Source organism: Halobacteriovoraceae bacterium (assembly GCA_020635115.1).
In the GTDB taxonomy this organism is placed as follows: Bacteria; Bdellovibrionota; Bacteriovoracia; order Bacteriovoracales; family Bacteriovoracaceae; genus JACKAK01.
The window spans coordinates 1-22,115 of sequence record JACKAK010000016.1 but is presented as its reverse complement, the minus strand read 5'-3'; the positions used below and the strand labels follow the sequence as shown (position 1 = coordinate 22,115).

At 34.0% G+C, this 22,115-nt stretch carries 25 protein-coding genes, 2 tRNA genes and 1 pseudogene; 10 read left to right on the top strand and 18 right to left on the bottom strand.

Annotated elements, in window-relative coordinates; all coding sequences use genetic code 11:
- Positions 1-3: 3 nt before the first annotated feature.
- Genes H6622_17925 through H6622_17910 form a run of 4 tightly spaced genes read right to left on the bottom strand, consistent with a single transcriptional unit; the run spans position 4 to position 4,851 of the window.
- Positions 4-666: a YdcF family protein gene (locus H6622_17925; protein ID MCB9063407.1), complete on the bottom strand. Its 663-nt coding sequence runs from the start codon at positions 664-666 to the stop codon at positions 4-6.
- The gene (locus tag H6622_17920; GenBank protein ID MCB9063406.1) at positions 659-1,042 is read right to left on the bottom strand and encodes a RidA family protein; all 384 of its coding nucleotides are present in this window, start codon (positions 1,040-1,042) and stop codon (positions 659-661) included. Before H6622_17920 ends, H6622_17925 begins: the two co-directional genes overlap by 8 nt.
- A gap of 2 nt (positions 1,043-1,044) precedes the next feature.
- Positions 1,045-3,336: an NADP-dependent malic enzyme gene (locus H6622_17915; GenBank protein ID MCB9063405.1), complete on the bottom strand. Its 2,292-nt coding sequence runs from the start codon at positions 3,334-3,336 to the stop codon at positions 1,045-1,047.
- Positions 3,337-3,393: 57 nt separating this feature from the next.
- Entirely contained in the window at positions 3,394-4,851 is a 1,458-nt protein-coding gene (locus tag H6622_17910) for a sodium:solute symporter family protein (GenBank protein MCB9063404.1), read from the bottom strand.
- Positions 4,852-4,873: 22 nt separating this feature from the next.
- On the opposite strand from H6622_17910, the gene H6622_17905 reads away from it, so the two are divergent.
- Positions 4,874-5,812, top strand: a complete 939-nt coding sequence (locus H6622_17905; protein MCB9063403.1) for a hydrogen peroxide-inducible genes activator — start codon at positions 4,874-4,876, stop codon at positions 5,810-5,812.
- Here the strand turns inward: H6622_17905 and H6622_17900 are convergent.
- The 6 genes from H6622_17900 to H6622_17875 all read right to left on the bottom strand — a co-directional run bounded on the left by H6622_17900 (position 5,809) and on the right by H6622_17875 (position 10,403).
- Positions 5,809-6,741, bottom strand: coding sequence for a DMT family transporter (locus tag H6622_17900; protein ID MCB9063402.1), 933 nt, complete (start codon positions 6,739-6,741; stop codon positions 5,809-5,811). The two genes, H6622_17905 and H6622_17900, sit on opposite strands and share 4 nt — an antisense overlap.
- 57 nt (positions 6,742-6,798) lie before the next feature.
- Positions 6,799-8,253 (bottom strand): thioredoxin family protein, encoded by a 1,455-nt coding sequence (locus tag H6622_17895; protein MCB9063401.1) that lies wholly within the window; start codon positions 8,251-8,253, stop codon positions 6,799-6,801.
- A gap of 26 nt (positions 8,254-8,279) precedes the next feature.
- A complete protein-coding gene (locus H6622_17890) occupies positions 8,280-8,690 on the bottom strand; it encodes a YeeE/YedE family protein (protein ID MCB9063400.1) in 411 nt (136 codons plus the stop codon).
- 12 nt (positions 8,691-8,702) lie between these two features.
- A complete protein-coding gene (locus H6622_17885; protein MCB9063399.1) occupies positions 8,703-9,143 on the bottom strand; it encodes a YeeE/YedE family protein in 441 nt (146 codons plus the stop codon).
- 98 nt (positions 9,144-9,241) lie between these two features.
- Positions 9,242-9,610 carry a cyclic nucleotide-binding domain-containing protein gene (locus tag H6622_17880; GenBank protein ID MCB9063398.1) on the bottom strand — a complete coding sequence of 123 codons (369 nt, stop codon included), beginning with the start codon at positions 9,608-9,610 and terminating at the stop codon, positions 9,242-9,244.
- 73 nt (positions 9,611-9,683) lie between these two features.
- A complete protein-coding gene (locus tag H6622_17875; GenBank protein MCB9063397.1) occupies positions 9,684-10,403 on the bottom strand; it encodes a Crp/Fnr family transcriptional regulator in 720 nt (239 codons plus the stop codon).
- Between the two features lie 173 nt (positions 10,404-10,576).
- Between H6622_17875 and H6622_17870 the strand changes: the two genes are divergently transcribed.
- The 3 genes from H6622_17870 to H6622_17860 all read left to right on the top strand — a co-directional run bounded on the left by H6622_17870 (position 10,577) and on the right by H6622_17860 (position 12,097).
- Positions 10,577-11,026, top strand: a complete 450-nt coding sequence (locus H6622_17870) for a universal stress protein (GenBank protein MCB9063396.1) — start codon at positions 10,577-10,579, stop codon at positions 11,024-11,026.
- 85 nt (positions 11,027-11,111) lie between these two features.
- Complete coding sequence (locus H6622_17865) at positions 11,112-11,456, top strand: Hpt domain-containing protein (GenBank protein ID MCB9063395.1); 345 nt, start codon at positions 11,112-11,114, stop codon at positions 11,454-11,456.
- Positions 11,453-12,097, top strand: coding sequence for a response regulator (locus H6622_17860; GenBank protein ID MCB9063394.1), 645 nt, complete (start codon positions 11,453-11,455; stop codon positions 12,095-12,097). The genes H6622_17865 and H6622_17860 overlap by 4 nt, the downstream gene beginning before the upstream one ends.
- Positions 12,098-12,172: 75 nt before the next feature.
- Here H6622_17860 and H6622_17855 read toward each other — a convergent pair whose 3' ends face one another.
- Entirely contained in the window at positions 12,173-12,313 is a 141-nt protein-coding gene (locus H6622_17855) for a hypothetical protein (protein ID MCB9063393.1), read from the bottom strand.
- An 88-nt stretch (positions 12,314-12,401) separates the two neighbouring features.
- Here H6622_17855 and H6622_17850 point away from each other — a divergent pair, with 88 nt between their 5' ends.
- Positions 12,402-13,259: a hypothetical protein gene (locus H6622_17850; GenBank protein MCB9063392.1), complete on the top strand. Its 858-nt coding sequence runs from the start codon at positions 12,402-12,404 to the stop codon at positions 13,257-13,259.
- Between the two features lie 272 nt (positions 13,260-13,531).
- Here H6622_17850 and H6622_17845 read toward each other — a convergent pair.
- Both H6622_17845 and H6622_17840 read right to left on the bottom strand, forming a co-directional pair.
- Positions 13,532-13,609 (bottom strand) — tRNA-Glu (locus H6622_17845).
- A 22-nt stretch (positions 13,610-13,631) separates the two neighbouring features.
- Positions 13,632-13,708, bottom strand: a tRNA-Lys gene (locus H6622_17840).
- 180 nt (positions 13,709-13,888) lie between these two features.
- On the opposite strand from H6622_17840, the gene mtaB reads away from it, so the two are divergent.
- A complete protein-coding gene (gene mtaB / locus H6622_17835; protein ID MCB9063391.1) occupies positions 13,889-15,241 on the top strand; it encodes a tRNA (N(6)-L-threonylcarbamoyladenosine(37)-C(2))-methylthiotransferase MtaB in 1,353 nt (450 codons plus the stop codon).
- Positions 15,241-15,915: an RNA pseudouridine synthase gene (locus H6622_17830; GenBank protein ID MCB9063390.1), complete on the top strand. Its 675-nt coding sequence runs from the start codon at positions 15,241-15,243 to the stop codon at positions 15,913-15,915. Before mtaB ends, H6622_17830 begins: the two co-directional genes overlap by 1 nt.
- On the opposite strand, the gene H6622_17825 is transcribed toward H6622_17830, so the two are convergent.
- Positions 15,909-17,183 (bottom strand): adenylosuccinate synthase, encoded by a 1,275-nt coding sequence (locus H6622_17825; GenBank protein MCB9063389.1) that lies wholly within the window; start codon positions 17,181-17,183, stop codon positions 15,909-15,911. The two genes, H6622_17830 and H6622_17825, sit on opposite strands and share 7 nt — an antisense overlap.
- Complete coding sequence (locus H6622_17820) at positions 17,183-18,127, bottom strand: hydroxyacid dehydrogenase (protein MCB9063388.1); 945 nt, start codon at positions 18,125-18,127, stop codon at positions 17,183-17,185. Before H6622_17820 ends, H6622_17825 begins: the two co-directional genes overlap by 1 nt.
- Positions 18,128-18,310: 183 nt before the next feature.
- On the opposite strand from H6622_17820, the gene H6622_17815 reads away from it, so the two are divergent.
- Together H6622_17815 and H6622_17810 are read left to right on the top strand one after the other, a co-directional pair.
- Positions 18,311-18,802: a hypothetical protein gene (locus H6622_17815; protein ID MCB9063387.1), complete on the top strand. Its 492-nt coding sequence runs from the start codon at positions 18,311-18,313 to the stop codon at positions 18,800-18,802.
- A 17-nt stretch (positions 18,803-18,819) separates the two neighbouring features.
- Positions 18,820-19,905 (top strand): type II secretion system protein, encoded by a 1,086-nt coding sequence (locus H6622_17810; GenBank protein ID MCB9063386.1) that lies wholly within the window; start codon positions 18,820-18,822, stop codon positions 19,903-19,905.
- Between the two features lie 22 nt (positions 19,906-19,927).
- On the opposite strand, the gene H6622_17805 is transcribed toward H6622_17810, so the two are convergent.
- Entirely contained in the window at positions 19,928-20,275 is a 348-nt protein-coding gene (locus H6622_17805; GenBank protein MCB9063385.1) for a hypothetical protein, read from the bottom strand.
- 312 nt (positions 20,276-20,587) lie between these two features.
- On the opposite strand from H6622_17805, the gene H6622_17800 reads away from it, so the two are divergent.
- The gene (locus tag H6622_17800) at positions 20,588-20,962 is read left to right on the top strand and encodes a response regulator (protein ID MCB9063384.1); all 375 of its coding nucleotides are present in this window, start codon (positions 20,588-20,590) and stop codon (positions 20,960-20,962) included.
- Positions 20,963-20,987: 25 nt separating this feature from the next.
- Here H6622_17800 and H6622_17795 read toward each other — a convergent pair whose 3' ends face one another.
- Positions 20,988-21,668 (bottom strand): hypothetical protein, encoded by a 681-nt coding sequence (locus H6622_17795; GenBank protein ID MCB9063383.1) that lies wholly within the window; start codon positions 21,666-21,668, stop codon positions 20,988-20,990.
- A 168-nt stretch (positions 21,669-21,836) separates the two neighbouring features.
- Positions 21,837-22,013 (bottom strand): annotated as a pseudogene (locus H6622_17790) (cupin domain-containing protein).
- Between the last annotated feature and the right edge of the window lie 102 nt (positions 22,014-22,115).

Genomic DNA, 22,115 nt, shown 5'->3' with positions numbered 1-22,115 from the left:
ATTTTAAATATTAACATCATCTGGTCTCACATCATCAACCCATAGGAAAACAAATAAGGTTGCTCTTATAAGTTTAAAGAACTCTTTATAGAGAATTTTTATATTACGCCACTGAGAGTAATCTGTTTTTACACCAGAATAAAAAAATTTGTAAGGATCATCATTTGAACGAATGCTTTCAATCAATGTTTGAATTCTTAATATATGATAGTCATGTGAAATAATCAAAATTTCTTCCATTGCAGTTTGGGACCGTATGTACCTGAGTGTAGAGAGTACATTTTCAACAGTATTTCTGGCCAAGTAGTCAATTTCAAGCTGACTAACATCTATGTTCTCACCAATTTCTAACTTGGTTAGTAGACTTTCAACTGAATTTCTATTGTGAACACCGGTAATAAATATCTTCGAGAGTTGGTATTCCTTGGCCATCTTTATCGCATAAGGAATTCTACCCTTATCACCAGTGAAAACGACAATCAGATCTGGCCCACGGTTAAAATAATGTCTTGCAGACAGTTTATTTTGGTGATGTGAATAAAGCACAAAAATAACACTAAAAATTGAATAAACCACGAAGGCCAAGAAGCAAGATAAAATGGAGTTTTTTATGTAACGCTTGACTTTCGTGCGTTTTGTTTCAAAAACATATTTACTTTCAAACATCTTTTGAGGCCAAAACTTCTATTTCAACCAGGGCACCTTTAGGTAAAGCAGGCACTTCAACACAAGATCTGGCCGGATAAGGCCGTGAAAAATAATTTTCGTATGCAGTGTTGACAAGTGGAAAATTAACTAAATCTGTTACAAATATTGTTGTTTTGAAAATATTTTCTCTACCTAGCTGTTGAGATTCTAGTAATCCATCAACATTGGATAAAATTTGATCAAGTTGCCCTTGAAATCCTTCCTTCATCTCCATTGTCTTAGGATCAAGTCCAATTTGACCTGAAAAATAATAAACTCCATTAACCTCAACTCCCTGTGAATAAGTTCCAACTGCAGCAGGTGCTTTATCTGTTTGAATAATTTTTTTTGTCATAACTACCTCTCCATATCCTCTAATGTAAGAACGGAAGTTAATATTGACATATTGACAATCTCATTAACATTGGCCGTTCTTTGAATGATGTTTATATTTTTGTTTAAAGGCGTAAGTAATGGGCCTATGGCCGAAGCATCACTTAATTGTTGGATGAGTTTATAGGAAATATTCGCCGCATCCAAATCTGGGAATATTAAAATATCAGCAGGGCCTTTCAATTCATTAAAAGGAAATAATTTATCTAATAATGCAGAATTAACCGCAACATCCGCTTGAAGTTCTCCATCGACAATGAGTTCTGGAAATTTATTTTTGGTGATCTCAACTGCCTGTCTTACTTTTTGAGGTCCTGAATTGTCTGACGAACCAAAATTAGAATAACTCAAAAACGCGATTTTTGGTTTTTTGTTCATTATTTTTCTATACAATTGAGCAGTACTGGCAGCAATATCAGCTAAATCTTCACTGCTGGGATCAGGTTGAACCGTACAATCGGCCAGAAAGAGGATTCGATTTCTAAACACAAGAATGTAGATACCAGCGCTCTTAACATCACCAACAGTTCCAATACTTCTTAAAATTGGGACAAAACATTCCGGAAATGTTTGAGTTGGCCCACTGAGCATTGTATCGGCCATACCATGCTTCACTAACATAGGTCCAAAATAATTTTCCTGGCCCATTAATTCTCTTGCATAATTATAGGAAACACCTTTTCTTTGTCTCTCTCTATAAAATAATTCAGAAAACTCGTTAAATTTTGGATGTTTTTCAGGAGTAATAATTTCAAGTTCTTTCAAATTTGAAAGACCTAAGTCATCCATTTTTTTATGTATAGTTTCCTTGTCTCCAAGTAACACAGGGTTGATTCTGTTTTCCTGTGAAAGCAAATTTGCCGTCTGAAGTATTCTCGTGTTACTTCCTTCAGCAAATAACATATTTACTGGACGGCCAAGTTTTTTTACTTTTGCCGATAATTTATCTCTTAGATTTTTTGTAAACTCTGCTGAAGAACTCAGTCTTTCTTCTAAGTTTTTGGTGTACTCCCAAAAATCCTTTATTTCAATACGAGCGACCCCTGACTCAATGGCCGCCTTTGCAACAGCAGGGGCCACAGATGTGAGAACTCTTCTGTCAAATGGTTTAGGGATGAGATAGTTTCTTCCGAATGAGAATTCCTTATTTCCATAGGCCATTTTTACTTCTTCCGGAACTTCTTCTTTTGCAAGAGATGCCAGTGCCCTTACAGCAGCTATTTTCATTTCTGGATTTATTTTTCTAGCGCGTACATCAAGGGCCCCTCTAAAGATAAAGGGAAAGCCTAGTACATTATTAACTTGGTTAGGAAAATCAGATCTTCCTGTTGCCATAATTGCATCACTACGGACTTCTTCAACTTCATAGGGATAAATTTCAGGCTCTGGATTGGCCATGGCAAAAATGATTGGATCTTTGGCCATTGTTTTGACCATTTCTTTGGATAAAACTCCTCGAGCTGAACAACCTATGAAGGCATCAGCATTCTTCATAGCATCTTCTAATGTTCTGGCCTCAGTTCTAATTGCATACTTTTCTTTATAGGGATTCATTCCGTCGCGTCTGCCTTCATAAATGACACCTTTTGAATCCGTCATCACTAAATTTTCTTTTCTTACACCTAATTCCATGAAGAGATTTGCAGTGGCCATAGACGCTGCTCCCGCACCGCTAAATACAACTTTTACTTCACTGGCCTTTTTGCCTATCACTTCAAGAGCATTTATAAAACCAGCAGCAGCAATGATGGCCGTTCCGTGTTGATCATCATGAAAGACTGGTATATCCATAAGTTCAATTAACTGCTTTTCAATTTCAAAACACTCAGGTGCTTTAATATCTTCTAAGTTTATACCACCAAATGTTGGTTCCAGAGATTTTACGATACGAACCATTCCCTCGATAGATGGTTCATCAACTTCGATATCAAAAACATCGATGTCTGCAAATCTTTTAAACAGAACTCCCTTACCCTCCATAACAGGTTTACCTGCCAGAGCTCCAATATTGCCAAGACCAAGGACTGCACTTCCATTTGATACAACACCGACTAAATTTCCTTTCGTCGTATATTTGTAAGCATCTTCGGGATTTTTTGCAATTTCCAAACAAGGACTTGCGACTCCAGGAGAGTAGGCCAATGATAAGTCATTTGCAGTTAGAGTAGGTTTAGTGGATTGGACTTCAATTTTTCCTGGTCGCCCACTAGAGTGATACTTTAGGGCCAGATCGTTATTATCTTTACTATCTTTCATGAGCAATTCCTCGCTAGCTTTTTTCTTAAGTTATCATAATGGAGAAATAGGGGGCTGTTAAATCCTAACTGATTTTTTCTTTTTAAATTTTGTATAGATGGCCATATAAGTAAATAGTACTACACCAGTACAAAGTGTTCCTATGTAGATTTCATCAACGTTTTTCCAAAAACCATTGTGAGTTGCTGTGCGCCAATAACTTGTACCTACAACACCGACTAAACAAGCAAAGCTAAAAGATCTGTCAGAAATTCTTCCAGGAAATATATGTCCTATTAGGACTGGCAACAAAAGACATGCTGCAGAATAGGAGCCTAAAGTTTTCCATACGCTCTTAATATTTCCGTTAAAAAAATGAGCAAGTAAAACAGAGAAAAGTCCTACTAGTATAACACTTAGTCGATGCCAAAAGAGAGTTCGATGTTTTTTTGCAGTTAAGTCAAATGATAAACTTGTTCCGGCCACAAATAAGTAAGAGTCTATTGTAGAAAGTATTGTCGCTAAAATGCCGGCCATAAAGAAACCTTTAAGGCCATTAGGTAGTAACTGAAGTGCATAAATCATATACGCCTGTCCAGATTCAGAGTTTGGAATAACTGCTTTTGCATACATGGCACCCATAGTTGTACATAAATCAAAACATATCCAGATAAGAGTTGAAATCAGGATACCTTTTTTAGCAATTTGTGGTGATTTTGCTGCAAAAACTCTCTGATAAAAATTTGGATCAACGAGGGTCGATAGGGCAATCAGGCCCCAAACAAATGTAGTGGATAACGAATGATTTCCTGTAAGCTTGAAATATGAAATGGGTAAATGATTTTGTAAAAAACTTGGGCCACCAAAATCCATAATTGAGTAAATAACCACGATAAAAACAGCACTACACATCACTAAAAATTGGATCAGATCAGAATAGACAACCGATCTGAGTCCTCCACCTGTTGAATAAAGTAAGACAAAGGCAATACCTATAAGCATGTTTGACCAAAGTTCACCTCCAAAAAGAGCTTGGGTGAAGAGACCTAGGCCTATTGTGTATGCCACAGGGACGACATTAAGGAAATTAAAGAGTGCTCCAATCCTTGAAGAAATGGGCCCAAACATCTTACCGAGAAGGTCAGGGAGAGTGATGGCCTTATAGGGAGTAATTTTATCAACTAGAAAAAAAGCAAAAATTAAATAGGCGATATACCAAAAAACACCTTGAGTAATAAAGTTATAAATCCCACTCTCAAAAGCGATTTGAGTGACACCAAAAATTCCCCCATACCATGTGGCCACAAGTGTGGCGACAAAAAGTGGGAGGGTGAGTTGTCTTCCCATGAGTAAATGATCTAAAAACTCATTACTTTCTTTTAAATTATTTTTCCTAAGATTTCCGTAAATGACCATTGCTAAAGTAAGTACAAGGATAAATGTAAAAATAAGCCAGTCAAGTACAGAAATCTGATCTAAAATATTAATTGTACTGTTCAATTTAACTCCCTTACAATAATTGGTGTTCTGTAGCATGTTTAAGTAGGGATTAAAAGTCGTGACAATTACACAATTAGAATATGTGCTGGCCGTAGATAAATATAAACATTTTGGTAGAGCTGCACAAGAATGTCATGTTGCACAACCAACTCTAAGCCTTCAATTGCAAAAACTTGAAAAAGAACTAAACATTATTATTTTTGATCGATCACAAAACCCCATCTTAACAACTCCTGAAGGACAAATATTAATTAATCAAGCAAAAGTCGTTGTTACGGAATTTTATAAAATCCAAACTCTTCTAGAACAAGATAGTGATGTTGTGAGAGGAAAGTTTATTCTTGGAGTGATTCCAACACTTGCGCCCTATGTAATTCCTTTGTTTACATATGAGTTTATGCAAAACTACCCAGACGTTGAATTAGAAATAGTTGAACTACAAACTCACAAAATCGTACTAGCTTTAAAAAATGATGAGATTGATGCAGGTTTATTAGTTACTCCACTTCAGGATGATCAGTTAGTTGAAAGAGTACTTTTTTATGAACCATTTTTAGGATATGTATCTCCAAGTTCACCACTTTATACCAAGTCACAACTTGGCCAAAAGGATATCGAGTCAAATGACTTATGGGTACTCACTGAGGGACATTGTTTTAGAAATCAAGTTTTGAATATTTGCAATACTTCAGTCCCAAAGTTCAAATCTAAAAATTTGAAATATGAGAGCGGATCGATCGAAACGATGATCAAACTAGTTGATTACAATGGTGGGCATACATTGATTCCCTATCTGGCCGCCAGAGAATTACAATCTAAAAAAAAGCAAATTAAAACTCTAAAAGAAGTGAATGCAGTCAGAGAAATTTCACTTGTTCATAGAAGAATTTTTTTAAAAGAAAAAATTATTAATGCTCTTCAAAATGAAATTATTCATAATATTCCAGATGACTTAAAATCATATAAAAAAAGTTTTGAAATTATCTCTATAGATTAAGCCACATTCTCTAAATTTTCTTCATGGGACTTGGGAATGGTTGGTTTTTTGACCACTAGATATCCTGCAAAACAAATGACTAAGAAGGCAGGCAACATAATTATTGAAGGGATTTTGTTATAGAAAAAATATTCCAATATGGCAGTGATGGGAGGTTGAAAGTAGATAAAAATAGTTGTCGTTGATGGAGGTAATATCTGAAGAGCTTTGAAATTTAAGTAATAGACAACTGATGTTGAAATGATAACTTCAAAAAACATAACACAAAAATTCCATAGATTTTTAAATGAATATTTAAAAAATGAAGGTATATCCATTGCTGAGATTGAAATTAAAAAAAGTCCTCCTAATAATAACATTCCAACAGACAACAATTCATGAGGACAATCTTGAGACATTATTTTTTTTGCCAAAGTCATCGCAAAACAAAATGAAATGACATTTAAAAAAATATTAACATCTCCTAAAATGCTTGAATCAAGATTGGCCCCATTTTGTTTTTGAAGTGTAAGAATTAAAACACTAACAAATCCTAAAGTTATTCCTAATACTTTTTTGACTGTAAAGCTCTCTAGTACAAACATGATTGCCATGAAAGTTGAAGCAATTGGTATAGTGTTAATGATAATAGATGCATTGAGGGCGCTAGAGTTTTTGAGTCCTACCATAAAAAAGATTTGGTTTATAAAAAATCCTAAAAAAGCAATAATTGTCACGCTAATGATATTTGTCTTATTAAGTGCTGGGTTAACTTTTTTATAGTACATTAGATACAGAGGGATTCCTCCAATTAACCCTCGCATGGCCGCTAGTACAAGAGGAGGCACCTCTTTCATGATTTCTTTAGCAGCAAAGAAATGAAAGCAAAAAATAAACATTATAATAATACAATAAGCAACGGCCCGGTATTCTTCTTTTTTAGAAAACATGCATCTAGGATATAAAATTTTAATCTATTAGTCTTTAGGCGATTTGTGCCGAATCAATTATAATTTCTTTAAGTTATTAATCCAGTTTTGACATTCGGCCAATTGATCTGATTTTGCACAATATTTCTGGGCCTGAATCACTGCAAACTGCTTTATCTCGTTAAAGTTATCTAGTTTGCCAATTGAGCTTTTTAGAATTTTAAGAGAACTACTTTCATCAGATTTTAGATAGATTCCTTTCACTTGGGTCGTAAGAACAAGTACCTCACTAAGAAGCTCTTTTATTTTGCTTGCTTTTTTTGGTTTAAGTTTGACAAGTTCTCTAAAGTAATAAGTCCCCCATTTGAGTTTTCGAGATGGATTATCTGCGGTTTCAAATGCTTTTCTACGCCAAACAAGAGAATTTTCAAAATCTCCCTTCTCCCTATAGGCAAGACCTAAATAACTCATAATATAATATGGAGAATGAGAAGCTGAAATTTCATTTTCACCAATCTTGATGGCCTTGTCATATTCTTTTAGCTGAACAAGGTTGTACATAATTTCTGAAATGATAGAATGTCGTTTGTTTTGATCTTGAGTTTCCTTTAGTAGATTTTCTTGAAATGCAATGAATTGATCCTTTATTTGCTTTTTTTGATTTTTCTGGAGATGTGAATAGATTTCAATTAAAGAAGAAAAATAACTTATCTTTGTCGTTGAATCAACCAAATCAGATTGAATTTTAGCTAGTAATTTTCTTGAAATATAATTTAATTGAATATCTTTCTTCGTCGTATCTTTTATTGAATCTACATATTTAGAGAGTTTATAAGAAAGAAGACTTAAAAAATAAGGGTGATCAACTTCAAAAAAGAGTTTTTCAAAGAGCTTTAATTCAGTATCAGAAAATGTTTTGGAATCATCACCTGTTTTAAAAAATAAAGAAAAGACGAGTAAATATTTTTTTTGCTCATTTGTTGTTTTAGGTTGAGAACTTAAATTTTTAAAGATTTCTGACATTTCGTCTTCTTTTGCTGAGATTCCCTCGTCTTGATACCAAGAGTGGCCAATGATGCGTTCAATTTCATTCATTTCTAAGGGTTTACTTTTAGATAATTCAAGAAGTTCTTTAATTGAAATAGATGAGTTTTTAGCTTTTTCAAGCATGCTGATATAGAGATTAATATCATTTGTAATTGGCATTCTAGAGATTTCTTTTAAGTTTTTATCTAGGACGATCATTGTAGGATATGATTTCGCATTAAATTTCATTGACCATATATTTGAGTCTTCACGATCTCCATCAATATAGATAGCACTGAATTGTTCTATAGACTTTTTGAAAAGTGAATGACTAAAAATTTCATTTTTCATCATATTGCAAGGTGGACACCATTTTGCGCCAAAATAAATGAAGTAGGGTTTTTCATGATTTTGCTTGAATACCTGGTCAAGATTTTCAGTGATCCATTCGAAGGAAAAAATGCCACTTGATAAAAATAAACTGATAAAAAATATAATGAATCTCACTCGCTCTTCCTTTAAGAAAATGAACTCTATTTTATTCTAAATTTCTCCATCATAAACATACCAAAGAGCATTGAAAAAGTGTAGATATACACTTGAGGATTTTGAAATGACATACTGGCCAATGCAGGCCCTGGACATAGTCCACTTATTCCCCATCCAATACCAAAAATGGCCGAACCAATAATAAGTCCTCTATTGACTACAGTATTTGTTGGAATACTGAAATTGTGATGGCAAATGGGTTTTTGTTTTTTTGTGATAAAAGGATAGAGCGCAAAGTTGATAGCTAAAGCTCCAAGCATCACAAAGGCCAGACTTGGATCCCACTTTCCTGAAATATTTAGAAAACCCTGAATTTTTCTAGGATCAAGCATTCCTGATAGCCCTAAACCTGTTGCGAAAATTATTCCAGTAATGAGAGCACTTAAGTTAAACATAGAGAAGTCTCCTTATACTAATTTTCCTAATAGGTTCATAAAATAGACTGTTAAAATTCCAAAGGACATAAAAGTTATCGTTGCAATAATTGATCTTTTAGATCTTCTGGTTATTCCACATATTCCATGTCCCGATGTGCAACCATTTCCTAGAGACGTTCCAATTCCAACTAATAGTCCACCAAGAATAGAAAGAATAAAGTTAGGGGAGTAAGATTTGTATATATTTTCCGGATATATTTTTTGAATAAATAATCCTCCCGCCATAAGACCAATGACAAATAAAGTTCTCCATACTTTTTCTTTGTAATGTAGGTTACTTAATATATTTTTGGTAATTCCACTTATTCCTGCAATTTTTCCATTCAGAAAAAGAAGTAATGAAGTTGCTATCCCTATAAGGACTCCACCAATTAAGGCCGAAACGAAATCAAAGTTTTCTGAAATTGACATACAATCCTCCTGACCTAATTAAAACATAGCTATTCTTTAACATCTAGACTTTGATCAAGATCAAAAATGTTTAAAAAGATTCTAAATTTGTTTTTAAATTAACAGGCCATTGAAGAACTAGAGATAATATTTTTTATTTTGTTATCCTCTAGTTTTGAAATTTTATCTAGAGTACTTTTGTCAATTATACAGACTTTGCTATTTGCATTAATCTTCACACTATACTTGCAGGGACGTTCGTTGAGAAGTTCACTCAGTCCAATAATGACGCCTTTTTTGACATCAAAAACTTTTTTATTTCTTTTAACTATTTCGATGTTTCCTTCAACAAGCAAAAAGGCGACATGTGGGTAATGGCCCTCATATATAATGATTGAACTTGTATGATAAGTTCTAGGTCCCACAAACTTAGTGAAATTTGCCAATTCTTCATCTGTTAATAGTCTTGAGTTTCGTAACCTTCTCATGTGCCAAGTATATCGGTACTTGCCTTTCAGAAATATTACATAGATCAGTTTTTTTTATCTAAAAAACTATAGTTTAGTAATTTAATGAGGCCTGGTTTATGAGCTCTTTTTCCTTTACTACAAAAAGGGTTTTACCTTCTTGCTCAATAAGTCCTTCATCTTTGAGCTCTGAAATAAAACGTATGAGAGTTTCTGAAGCGGTACCTATGATTGAGGCCATTTCTTCACGAGTTAATTTTAAATTTATTTTCCATCGACCCTGCTCCTTTACTCCATGAGATTCTTTAAGCAATAAAAGGAGTTCAGCTAAGCGCTCTCTCACGCTTTTTTGGTAGAACGAAGCAATTTTGTCTTCTGAAGCTCCAAGATCTCTACCTAGTTTTTCAATGAGTTGAATAGCAACTTCTGGTCGTTTACGTACTAGTGAAATAATATAACTTTTGTCTATAAAACAAACAACGGTGTCATCAATTGCTGTTGCTGTGGCCTGATAATGTTCATCTGTAAAAATGCTTCTATGGCCTAGGACATCTCCGTCGGTTGCAATTCTTACCAGGGCATCTTTGCCAGCTGGACTCATCTTAGTGATTTTAATATTTCCAGAACTAATGCAATAAAGTCCATAGGGGGGATTACCTTCTACAAATAGTGTCTGTCCTTTTTTGTATGTATTAACTACTTTTTGTTGATCTAAGTCTTTTAGGGCCATTGCTTCAAGTTCACAAAAAATACCTTTTCCCCTTGAAGGGCAATCTTCGCAATGGTGTGGTAGTTCATTTTTTGTTTTATTCATAATTATGTCTTGCGTAAAATATTCGGCCTTACCTAAGCTGAATCATGTTTTTTTCAAAATTCAATCATCGACAATAGTCACTAATATGATTAACATAGGGTGTTTATATATGCAAAAGCTATTAATATTGAACTTAAAAAATGTTAGTTTTTAGTCGAAAATAGGGGGAAGATATGCGCAAAGTTGTCATCTGTGTACCAATGGTAGAAGAAATGCAAAAGAGTATGGTCGAAGATCTTAAGGGAAGCTATCTTATTGATGATTCAGAGGTCACCTTATTACATGTCTTCAAACAAGAAAATTATGGATATATGGTCCCTCCTCATATTTATCCTGATGGAGAACAAAAAGTTGAAATTGAAAAATCAGTTCTTGATATTCTCCAATCTTTTGGAAAAAATCTACTCAATGAGCAGCAATTAAAAAATTCTTCAACTAAGTGTTTTTTTGATTATGGGCCTAAAGAAAAAGTTATCGAATATCTAAAAGAAGTCAAAGCAGATTTAGTCATTACAGCTACTAGGGGTAAACATGGTATTGAAGGTCTATTTAGTTCTTCATTTACTGATCATCTTGTGAAACACGCTCCATGCAACGTTTTAACCTTAAGGCATGGTAATTAAGCTCTTGTTTTAACAGGTTTTTTTTTAGCTTATTTTTTTCATGTCTCTTCCGAAAAGGTAATGAAATTACATTTGGAGAAGTGTCATGATTGATAAGCAAAAACTACTCACACATTTTGATAACGATTTAGAACTATTGTCTGAAATTTTTGAGGAGCTTAGAGCTCTAAGTAAAAGAAATATCAATCTTTTAGAAAAATCCATTGCTGATAAAAACTTCGAGGCCATAGAAAGAGAGGCCCATACAATTAAAGGTGCCTGTAGCAACTTCTTTGCTCAAAAAGTAACTGATGCAGCTTTTGTCATTGAAGAAAAAGGTAGATCTAAAAAATCTGATAATCTTGAAAATGATTTTAAAGTTCTAAATGAGCTGGTCATTGAACTCATTTCAGAAGTCGAACTTTTGATCAAAGGGGAGAATGCAGCATGAAAAAAAAATCTAAAGTATTAGTCGTTGATGATGATATGGTTAATGGAAAATACTTGTCCAAACAGCTTCTCAAAGAGGATCTAGAAACTGAATTTTTAAGTGATGGAACAAAATGTGTTGAAACTGTGATGAGTGGAGATTTCGATCTGGTTCTTTTAGATGTAATTATGCCAAATATTACAGGTGTTGAAATTCTTAGAAAACTAAGAGAAACTTATCAGCCATTAGAACTTCCCATTATTATGGTTACGGCCAGAGATGAAACTGATGATATTGTAGAGGCGTTGAATTTGGGAGCTAATGATTATTTAACAAAGCCAGTAAATGTTCAGATTGCAAAAGCAAGGGTAAGTAATCAGCTCATGATTAAAAATTTCTATTTGAGTTCAATTGAAAAAAAGAAACTTGAAACGTTAAATGCAATGATTATTACATATAATCATGAAATTAATAATCCATTGGCAATCGCGATGGGAAATCTAAAAGAAAATAAGGATGACCTTTCTGATAAGAACTATAATAAAATAAGAGAGGCCATAGAACGAATCACTGATATTGTAAAAAAGATAGATAATATCAATCAAGGCACTGTTGAGTTTGAATCATATGCTGAGGGTTCTCTTATGATTAAGGCCAAATAGCCTGATTTTCTATTCGATTCTGTAGCTTCATGATCTTATCCAGACTAACCAGGAGCTTTTTATTTTTAAATTTTATTATTTTGGAAGTTTTCTGGCGCTTATAATCATACCAATTTTACTCGCAGAATTGTTCTCAGGCCATGGTTCAGGTTCTTCAGGCGGTATAAATCCGTTGCCTTTAATTCTAGGAGTAGGAAGTTTCATTATTTTATTCATAAATGCACTTGTCGCACTATACCTTGGCCTACAATATATGCCGGGGACTTTAACAACTTGGATTTTTAGGTTAATAATACTTCTTGTCGTGATCATCATAATCTCAGTATTTAATCTCTTTATTGTTCCTATTATAGAAGACAAATATTCTGAATACAAAAGACAAAAGAAAAATGAAAAAATTGAGCTTGAGAAAAAAAATAAATACAAATATGAAATATCTTTAGCAAATAACCCAGACTCTTCTCAAGATATTCTTTTCAAACTACTTGTTCAAAAACTTAGATTTGTATCAGAACCAGCTATGCAGAATTTAATTAAACAAAATGACCCTGAGACAGTTGTTAAATTAGTTCGCTTTATAAAGGCCCACTGTCTTGAGTCTTATGAGCAATGTAATATGTTTGATTCCGCTATTTTGATTAAAGAAATGTCGCCTACACAGGTGCCTAGTGAAGTTTTTGAATTACTTAGTTATCCAAGTTTTTCTCGATTTGTAATGTTAAAAGATTTCTTATTATCAAAACATCGTCAAGAGACTCACCAGTATCTGCTAACTTTACTTGAAAGTTATAATCAAGATAAAAAAGATTGGAAGGGTTGTTGCTTAAGTCATGCAAACCAAAGATATAATGAAATTCTCCATCACATGACAATTTATAAAGTTGAATCTGCTGCTCCAGTTGTTGAAAAAAACTTAGAAAAAGTTTTAAGTTTTTTTTATAGCAATGATCCTAAATGCGCAAATGATTCTGGATTTAATGTAGATACAATAAATAATATGATAACATATTTTGAAGATTTCCCATTAGATGCGCCTAAAGATTTAATGAAATCTCTAGCGAATTTTTCTAACAGCAGTTGCGAGTGGCAAAAAGAACCAGCAAAACTTGCAAAAAGATGGTTAATGTATGAAGAATCCTTCATCAAAGGATATAAAAATTGAGGAATTTATTTACTTCTCAATTAATTACCAAAATTAATTTTTAAACTTCAGAAAATATATTTTTTGTCAGATCTAATTTATTTCTTTTGGAACAAATTCTTAATTCGTAAAGGATAATTATCCGGAGTAAATAGCTGATGAAAATTGGGGATGTTTTTGATTCAGAAAAATGTTTAGAGAGAAAAATCGGTTGGTGTGACGCAAACTTATGGGGATTTGGGTTGGAACAAAAATAAAAAAGCCCTGCAAAATCAGGGCTTTTTTAAAAAAATTGGTACTCCCAAGGGGATTCGAACCCCTGTTACCGCCGTGAAAAGGCGATGTCCTAGACCGGGCTAGACGATGGGAGCACGGAATTTCTGAAGAAGAAAATGGTGATCTCGCTGCGACTCGAACGCAGGACCCTCTCCTTAAAAGGGAGATGCTCTAACCAACTGAGCTACGAGACCGTAATGTCCTTCTGAAGTGATATGAAATTTAAGGGATTCTCTAAGTATTGTCAATGCCAATTCTAGGAAAAAAAGCTACAAATCTTAAAAACTTTTTAAGATAAGCTAAATACACCTTGATAAAAGAAATAAATTTCACTAAGGTGCGTTAGATTTTAGCATTCTAGAAATGGATTATAAATGGAACTAGACCTTAATGACTTTAATATAGATCATCTAAATGAAATCTCACTAAATCCCGTATTGAGTCAGTCAAAAAAGAAAGTTGCACTCAACACATTAGGTTGCAGACTCAACTTCTCTGAAACAGGACATATTGCCCAGGGCTTTGTTGATAGAGGATACGAAATTGTAGACTTCGGCGAAACTGCTGATGTGGTTATGATTAACACCTGTACAGTAACTGATGGAGCTGATTCAAGCTGCAGAAATCTAATTAGAAAAGCACATCATTCATCGCCAGAGGGTAAAATCGTCGTTGTGGGATGCTACGCTCAGATGGAGCCAGAAAAAATAAGAAACATGCAAGGAGTTGATCTCGTTTTAGGAAATTCTGAGAAATTTAAAATCTTCGATTACCTTAATGAAGAGCAAGAAGAGATGGTCAAAGTTGATAGTACCAACGAGTTCTGGGGGGCCTCTACAACTCTTGCTGACTCTCACACTCGTGCATTTTTAAAAATTCAAGACGGCTGCAATTATATTTGTAGCTTTTGTATAATCCCCCAGGCCAGAGGACGTTCTAGAACTATTTCAATTGAAGATGCTGTTAACCAGGCCGCAAACATTGTAAAGGACGGATTTAAGGAAATTGTTCTTACTGGTGTAAATATAGGAGAGTTTGAACGCTCCTCAGGAGAGAGACTCTCTGATCTTCTTAAAAAAGTATTAGAAATAGAAGGACTTGAAAGACTCAGACTTTCATCAGTTGAAGCAAACACTATAAACGATGAATTACTTGAAGTGATGAAATCTTCAGAAAAGTTCATGGATCATTTTCATATTCCAATGCAAAGTGGTGATGATGAAATACTTTCCTCAATGAGACGTCGCTATGATGTCGCTAAATATCGAGATATTATTTACAAAATAAAAGAGTATTTCCCTGAAGCTGCAATTGGAGCAGACGTGATTGTAGGTTATCCAGGAGAGACAGAAAAACAGTTCGAAAATACTTTTAATTTACTAAAAGAACTTCCTATCACTCATTTTCATGTTTTTCCTTATTCCAGAAGAAAAGGGACAACCGCTGCAAAACTTGATAATCATATTCATGCTTCTACAAAAAAAGAAAGGGTCAAAACATTAACTCAATATGGAGAAGCTAAACTTAGTCGATTTGCAAAAGAACAACTTGGGAAGATTAATAACGTTCTTTTTGAAAAGAAAAATAAAGCAGGCCATTGGCAGGGTTATACAACAAATTTTGTTCGAGTTTTTGTGAAATCTGATCAGGATCTTTCTAATAAAATTATTCCTACTTTTTTACAATCTTCTGTTATGGGAGAAATTTATGGGGAGCTAGTCCAATAATGAATTCTCCTTTTCCTATAGAATTTCAAAATAAGGAATTTATGGTGATAGATAAACCTTGTGGGGTTAGTTGTCATAATGGATACGAAAGTGTTGTTGAGAGATTGCATATTGGAAATCCAGATCGAAATTTCCATCTGGTCAATAGGCTTGATAAAGATACAAGTGGTTTGATGATGGTTGCTTTCAACCCAGAGGATTCTGCAAAAATGCAAAAAATTTTGGCCGATTCTAGTACCCTAAAAGAATATAGCGCTATCGTAAGAGGAAATGTTTCTACCGACGAGGGGTTTTGGGAAGAGCCAATAACTGATAAATGTGAGGGAAGAAAAAATCCACTTGGACTAAAAAAAGAAAGAATTGAAGCAAAAACGATATGGAAATGTGTTGAAAAAAATCAATATTTTTCAAGGCTTCATGTTGAAATTCAGACGGGAAGACAACACCAAATTAGAAAACATTGTGCTTATTTTAAACATGCAATTATTGGAGATAAGCGATATGGAGATAAAAAATATCTTCACTCCCTCCAAAATAAGTATGGAAAAATAGGACTTCAACTACACTGTCAAAAGATGGCATTTATGTACAACGGGCATAAAGTTGAAATATTCAAAGAACCAAAGGACCAACTCGTTCTCATGAAACGGTCGGCCCTTCAATTAATTTATTGAAAGTAATTTTTTAAAAATTTTATTTGAGATCTTTCTGGCCCATAGGCAAGGATACCAACTTGAATTCCAGTAAACTCTTCAATCAGGGAAATATATTCTCTAAGCTCTTCGCTGTACTCATCAGTCTCGAAAGTATCTTTGAAGGGGCGCATCGTTTTAAAAATTGGTTGTGCAACCTCAAGATCAATTCCAGGAGTAGCGCAAGTGATTTCTTGACCTTTATATTTATAACCTACACAAATTTTTAATTCGTCTATCTCAGTTAGGACATCTAGCTTCGTTAAAGCAATTGAAGTGATATTTGAGCATTTTACAGAGTACTTTAAAAGAGGGAGGTCTAACCAACCACATCGTCTGCGTCGACCAGTAGTTGCACCAAATTCATGCCCTATGGATTGAATTTTATCTCCCAAATCATCTTTAAGTTCTGTTGGAAATGGGCCTTCTCCTACTCGGGTTGTATATGCTTTTGCAATTCCTAAAACTTCATCTAACTGTCCTCCTGGAATGCCCGCTCCTGTATAGATTCCACCTGCAGAAGTATTTGAAGAAGTGACATAAGGATAACTTCCGTAGTCAATGTCTAAAAGTACACCTTGCGCACCCTCGTAGAGGATTTTTTTATTTTCTTGAATAGATTGATCTAAGAAATAAAAAGTATCTGTCATAAATGGAGTGATTATTTTTCCGAGTTCAAATAATCGAACTGCTTCTTCTTCTACACTTGGGTATTCACATTTATAAAGATAATTGAAAAGAATTTCTTTTTCGGCCAAACTTTCTTTAAGTTTTTGAATAATGATATCTCTGTTTCTTAAATCTTTTAATTTGAGCGCTTTTCTTGAAATTTTTTCTTCGTAACACGGCCCTATTCCTTTACCTGTCGTCCCAATTTTCCTAGGCCCATTATTTTCTCTCAGTCCATCAAGTAAGCGGTGATAAGATGTGATAACACTGGCATGCTTTGAAATTTTTAAGTTTCTTTCGTTGATTTCAATTCCTGCTAAACGCGTTTGTGCTAATTCAACTTTGAAGGCCTCTGGATCAAAAACAACACCATGTCCTATTACAGAGACGCAGTGATCTCTAAGTATACCTGAAGGGATTAAATGAAGGACAATTTTTTTATCCCCCACAATTATTGTATGGCCAGCGTTGTTGCCCCCTTGAAATCTGACGACGATGTCACATCTCTCACATAAGAGATCTGTAATTTTACCTTTTCCTTCGTCTCCCCATTGGGAACCTACAATTGCGAGAGTTTGCATTATGCTTTTACCTCATTTAAAAGATTGTTATTAATGAAAAATTCTTGCATTTGTTGAACGGCCATTGCGCCAACTCTGATCTGGGCCTCTTCTGTAGATGCTCCAAGATGTGGAGTGAGTACAAGGTTACTAAGACTTGATAGTTTGCTTTCTTTTTCAAGTGGTTCAGAGTTAAATACATCAAAACCCGCTCCTCGAATTTTTCCCTCACTTAATAGAGAATAGAGATCATCTTCATTGACAATTCCACCTCTTGAAGCATTGATAAGGATAGAGTTGGGTTGCATAAGATTTAAAAGTTTTGAATTTACAAATCCTTTAGTCGACTCCGTTAATGGAGTGTGGAGAGAGATAATTTCACATTCAGAAAAAATCTGTTCTAAAGACTCTGCCTTATTGGCATAGATAAGATCTGTTTTTTCAATAAAGGGATCATAAAAGAGAATTTCTGGTTCAAATCCTCCAATTCTTTTTGCAAAAATTTGTCCAATTCGTCCAAATCCTACTACTCCAACTTTTTTGTTAAGTAACTCAACTCCTGTGTATTTTGATTTTTCCCACTTTCCTTCTTTCATCGATTTGTCAGCAGCGGCCGTGTGACGAAGTACGGTCATTAAAAGAGCTACAGCGTGTTCTGCTGCGGAGTTATTATTCGCCCCTGGGGTATTAGAAACTTTAACACCTTTTGTTTGGCATGCTTTTAAGTCGATATTGTCAGTTCCTTCTCCTGCTCGAATGACGTATTTGAGTTTTTGAGCTTTTTCTAAAGTTTCTACGGTAATATTTGTAGCGGACCGAATGATAAGACCAGCAGCATTTGGGAGAAGTTGGGTGATTTCTTCTTGAGAGAGTTTTGGCCCACGTACTTCAAATTGTGAAACACCCAAAAGTCTATTATATTCTTCTTTATCCATCCCATCACAAACAACGATAAGTGGTTTCATTCGTCCTCCTGTTATTTTTGAGCAAATACTTCGGGAGTATAGACCTATTGTTACAAATCATCCACAGGCAATCAGGTTTGACTAAGTAAAACTTGGAGTAATGCGGAGCGTATTTTGTTTTTTTAATTTTTTTCATCAATAAGTTGATAAAATCAGATAAAATTAATTTACAAAGGAAAAATAATGGAAAAAATAAATCCGTTTTCATGGAATGGTTACCTTGGAAGAATGAAGTATATCATTACTTTTTTCTGTATATTTTTTTTATCATCGATTTTGTTTTTTTATATGAATCAATCTTTTAGAGAAGAAGCGAAAAAAGAAATTGACTCAATTACCAAAGAGATTTTTAAAAATGCTGAGCAAAAATCCAATCCAAAAATGTCACAAACTCAGGTAACCGCATCAGATATTTATCCTTTTTTGAAACTGATATTGCTGTTTTTAGGAACGTTTTACCTTTTTTGTTGCGCTTATTTGAAAAGAGTTTTCGATATTTTTGGTTTTATAAGTTTTAAGTTGGCCTTAATTAGTTTTTTTCTACTCTTTATACCACTGCTAGGACAGGTCTTGTTAGCATTAATGTATTTTATTCCTGGTAAAAAAACATCTTCATCTGAATTAGTTGATAAATTATTTGAAGTTCTCAAGATTGACATTGAATTATTAAAATAAGTATTTGAGGGGATATAATGAAAAATGGCAAAAAAGGATTTTCTTTGGTTGAGGTACTGATAGCTGTCTCAATAAGTGGAATTCTCTCTTATGTGTTGATGCATACGATGTCTCAAATGAATAAGGGACAGCAAAAAATTACCGCAAAATCTGAAGTTTTTGATATTTACACGATCATTAGAAATTTAACTTATAGTAGAAAGAGTTGTACGGCATCACTGGATAAAGTTCAGTTTAGGGCCGGAGATGAAAGTAAGTTTCCTGACATAGAGCTCTATTCTGCTGGTTCTGGAGGAAATAAACGTGGAAAAAAATTTTATGACAGTAATGCTAGCGTAGGAAACATTCAATTCTCTGAATTAAAGCTGATTTTACCAAAACCTTTTGATGGAAATAGAGAAGATTTTTTAGAAGGAGTTCAAACCAGACTAGGATTTATCTCTGTTAAACTTAAAAGTATAGTAGGCAGTTCAACTCAAGAACATGAAAAAAAATTTCCACTGTATCTTAAGTTGAGTACTGATAGTATCGGTTTATCAACGGTTGTGGAGTGTGCGGGTTCTCCACAAGAATTAACCTCAGGAATTCCATTATTTAATTATTTCTATGTGCCCATGTTATTTATGAGTAAATATGTAACACCTCTTTCTGTTGGAAATTTTAATTCTCCAGAAAATATTTATAACTATCTTTATGTTCCAAAGACAGCTCCATTAGATGAAGGCAAAGAATATGCCTATATCGTTATCAGTTCTGGCGTGGAAGAAGGTGTTCGTTATTTAGAGGATGGTACCAAAATATCTTCACGGTGTTCAGTTTCGGGTTCAAAGGATTATAGTTTTTTGCATTTTTCAGCTTTAGATGGAAATAGAGTTGGAGATACAATTGCCAGTTATCAAGGAACATTTGAGTTTAGACCAAAAATGATCTCAGCAGGAGATGGTTCGAAAATAGAGGGTGTATTGATTGCAAAAAATACTCAAAATTGTAAAAAGGCCGGATCTGGAAATGGACAGGTTGTTGTTTATGAAGTTGAAGTTTTGAAGGGCATAATGGATCTGCTTTTTGAAACACATAAAGAAGGATATTTTAAATATAAGTAGGAGGAGAGAACTCCTCCTACGTTCAACAAGCGATGGGAGTAACGTCTAGGTTGATCTGTAGTAGATCAAGAGTTTCTTGAAATTCACAAAGGGTTGGTAAATTCCCAAAATGTGTATTTTCGAACATACCCTGGGCCATAAAATCAAAAAGTTCAATCTCAATAGATTCCTCTTTTGATTTGAGAAAAGCACGCCAATTCGATTTCCCATTTTTTTTGTAACTCTTAAAAAGGTCTGCAATTAGATCTTCTTTTGAGAGAGCTCCAATGGATAAAACATTACCTAAATGGTCGGATTCAAGATACCAGATTCGGTAATGTGATCTGTTTTTGGGATGCTTTAAGTTTTCTACGGCGATTGCCATCTTCATAAATGCCTCCTTGTACATCAATTTTCCTTCCTGGAAATATAAGAGGTTGTGTGTGCTGAAAGCCCCCTTATAATGTAAGATTATCGATTTGATCATATGTAGTCTCTTAAATATTAATAACTTAAACTATCTTGAGTCTTACATATTGTAAGAATTTTGGGGACATATTGAATCCATGATATAATAAAAGTGGTGATTTAAAACCTTTTAGGTGTCACCTTGTGACCAAGGTTTTTTATCAGATAAGATTTTGGTAAAAAATTTATGCTCCATTTTTAAGATTTTTTACCGATAATCTTATTGGAGGGTACTATGAGCAACAAAACTATACTTGTTCTTGAAGACCAAGAGGAAATGCAAAATCTATATATGTTCTATCTTGAAGATTACAATATGTATGTTTTTGACAATCCTAACGATATCATCAGAGACATCAATGAGCTCAAACCCGATTTAATGATTGTCGATCTTAATCTTCCTGGAATGAATGGAATGGATTTCATTAAGGCAGTAAGAACAAAATATCAATCAAATGTACCAATTATTATTATTTCAGGGGCGGTGGATTTCAATTCTTGTTCTCAGGCTTTTGATTATTCTGTAAATCAAGTTGTTCAGAAACCATTCGAAAAAGAAGAACTCTTAGAGGCCGTAGAGCGCTATCTTGGTCCCTCAAAGGCCGCTTAAAATCTAATGATTACATTATTCTCTCTCAGATTTTTAAAACGACTTCGTTAGACTCAAAGTTGCCTACAATCTGAATATTTCCGTCAGTTAGAATTTGGTAAAGACGAACATGTTGATGATACATAGTTCCTTCTTCTTGGATAGGTAATGACCATATTCTTATAATACCCACAGGGTTTATATCACCTTTTCTTCTGACAAAATAAAGTATGTCGTGACCCCAAATATTTACAGGGCCATTAAATTTTTCAATGTCATATTCAGTGTCAAACTTTTCTATGTCTAGGGCCTGAAGGCCAGATTTAGAGTTCTCTGGGTGATCAAGAATTAAAAATTTAATTGCTTCTTCTGTTAACCCAATTTTTATAAGTTCGTCATTATTTTTTTTCCTACCCATATCGATTCTTTTGTAACTTCCATAGAATCGAGTGCTAATTTTATTGGCCCAGTAGCTTTGATTTCTGGGTCCTGTTAAAGTTTTATGTTTGGGAGTAATGCTATTACTGAACGAGTGAATAAATTCGACATCATTGAGTTCTTTTGAGCCACTACTTAAAAATTCCATTTTGGCCAAAGGTCCATGGAACAATTTGTTGCATAAATCTTTTTTTAATTGATCAGAAATAGAAAAAGCGTCTGGAGAATAGGAAAGTGTTAAACAAGATAGTAGGCAAAGTGAATAAAAGAAAGATATTATTTTTTTCATGTGCCCAGAGATTTATCAAGAAAATAGAAAGAGGGCAATTTTAAACCTAGATATTGTCTAAAAATTTGTAATTTTTATAATTTAGTTTAGGGATTATTAAATTGACTTTGAGTTTTGAAAACAAAGTTATTGATATTCTTCTTAATAAATATGAGTGTGGCAAAACTACTACCTCGTAAATTCTAATATTTTGGCCTCAAGTGCAGGAAATATATGAATGAGTTCTTTTCTGGATTTTAGATGAAAGTTTTCAAAATTAAATCCAGGGGCAACCGTACATCCGAGCAATGCCCAATCTCCAGGGGCAGAACCTAGTAGTTTTGTTCCTTGCCAAACATCATGAGGGTTTCAGCTGTTGATTAAAAACCTATTCAAACCTGTTCATATGCCTTGTTAACTATTTAAAATCTTATAATTTTTTCCTCCTGCTAAAATAAGTAATCAGGA